Origin of the sequence: Leptospira ilyithenensis (genome assembly GCF_004771005.1) — a bacterium.
GTDB classification, from domain to species: domain Bacteria; phylum Spirochaetota; class Leptospiria; order Leptospirales; family Leptospiraceae; genus Leptospira_A; species Leptospira_A ilyithenensis.
Genome location: NZ_RQHV01000028.1, coordinates 1 through 2,042 on the forward strand (window position 1 = coordinate 1; position 2,042 = coordinate 2,042).

The 2,042-nt window shown below is 42.6% G+C and carries 1 protein-coding gene; it reads left to right on the top strand.

What is annotated here, in order from left to right:
- Window positions 1–1,909, top strand: a 1,909-nt coding sequence (locus EHS11_RS03675; RefSeq protein ID WP_210413619.1) for a hypothetical protein, incomplete at its 5' end; no start/stop codon positions are given.
- Between the last annotated feature and the right edge of the window lie 133 nt (window positions 1,910–2,042).

Genomic DNA, 2,042 nt, shown 5'->3' on the forward strand with positions numbered 1-2,042 from the left:
AAATACCGAAACAGCAGAACCACGTAACAGAGATTGGTGGGTCTACGAGAAATTTCCTCACAAAGTAATAGGGGTGACTTTGAAGATCAATCCGACCTGCGCCGCATTTTCTGTAAAATATTCGGATAAGTTCCGGGTAGAATCGCACTGCGGAGATGGAATTATGTTGATTGAGTTTGGAAAGAATTCTGTGACACATACGATTTCCGAAAATGCAAAAAAAATTGCGATCGGTTGGGAAGTTTCACCGGGAATGGAGGGGTCGATGCAGGTCGTCCAGTTGGATTCCCGTGGTCAATCGCTTAAATCTTCCATAATATATGATCTTATTTACGGGTCCGGTTTTGAAGATCAAAAACAAAATGATCGGCCTATAATTCGAATTCAAAACTTGGCAGATACGGTTGTACCGAATCATTCGAGTGAATATCTTAAAAAGTTGGAAATAACAGGTATTACGTTTGCGGTCAGAGAAGATATCTCCGGTCAAAAATCAAATTCCGGAGATCGTCCGACTCGTTCACTTACAGAGCTTGCTTGTTCCAATCCACTTTTGGCATTTTTTGATTTTCTGTTCGTCAATGCTTGCGAAAAAGTAGGAGCACCACCTGCCCATAACATACAGCAACATGTTCCGGATACGGGGGATCCTGTATATGTCTCCGGATCTTATCCTAACCAGGTGCAGGTGGATGATAAGCCAGAACAAAACCCAGCCGATGAATTTTCACTCAGGCGGGTAGTAAGTAGCGAAAATGTAAATCTTGTCGCAGCTGTCACAACCTCCGTTACATGTAGGGTTCCGTACCGTGAAGTGATTGCACATCGCAAAACACGAGAAGACGATGAGTCGGTTTCCCGACGCTGCATACGTAATAGTTTGGATCTGATAACCTCTTTTGTTCAGTTGTTTTGGGGCAGAATCAGTACGATGTTTGCTGATCGCACGACCATCAATGATATGGTTCAAAATATCCTTGGCGGTCGGGGAACAGGCCAGCCTAGTTCTTCCAGTCAGGCAGACCCGGAAAATCAGCTTATTTCCTCTGTCCAGGAACTAACAAGAGATAGTGGTGATGGAGGGAGGGAAGCACGGTATTTACTTTCCTCCGCTGTTCAAGTCAGCAGGTATTGGGAAGCGGTACAGTTGCAAGATTATTCCGAAGAACAAAGAAATGACGTAAGGAATGAATTCATCCAAAGGATCGATACTAATTTTGCAAGTGCAGATTCCCAAGACCTGTATATTGGAGATTATGAACTAGATATGAGTACCTTGACAAATTGGGTGCGGCCTGACCAGATTCCTCAGGTTTTGTCAGCTAATAATCAGTGGCGATCTTCCCCCGAGAGGTTTACCAGCGACATTGTATATAGCAGGGATTTCCAGCCAGGGGTTCCCCGGTCCCCTTTTCTAAATGATGTTATATCTATTTTAGAAGATTGGGACGCGCAATATCTTAGAGCTGCGGGAATGGGCGGTCTTTCTAAGGATAAAAAGAGCTATTATTCTTCTGCAAGTTGGCTCGCTAAGCTCTTTCGGGAATGGACAGATTCATTTGATTCTGACAAAAATCTGATTCTGATTGTAACTTATTTCAAAAATAGACCTGTATCTTTACTTTTGGGGAGCATGGATTCCCCGGATAGAGTTGCGGAACTCCAATTAACGCTCAGTAGTCCATATGATGTTGTTGAAGAATATCGTCGGGAAGGTTTCTCAATACGGGGTGGGGGAACGCAAATGATGCGCTTGTACTTGGAAGAAATGAAAAAAAAAGGAGTAGTGCTCATAGTGTCCGATGTAGTGACTCAAGCTTCCGCAAGGTTACAATTAAGATGGGGCTTTCTGCCCGCCTTTGCTCCTTATGCTAACATGACTCCGTCTCCTCCGAGTCCTTTTAGGTAGTGGAAAAGTAATGTTCGAAACAATCCGGCAATAAAAGATAGGATTTTTTCGAAGCAAAAGTTTTGATAACTATATATTTTAATATTAATATATAAAAATATTATGATAAATATATGTCATTGTCACGGTAGTG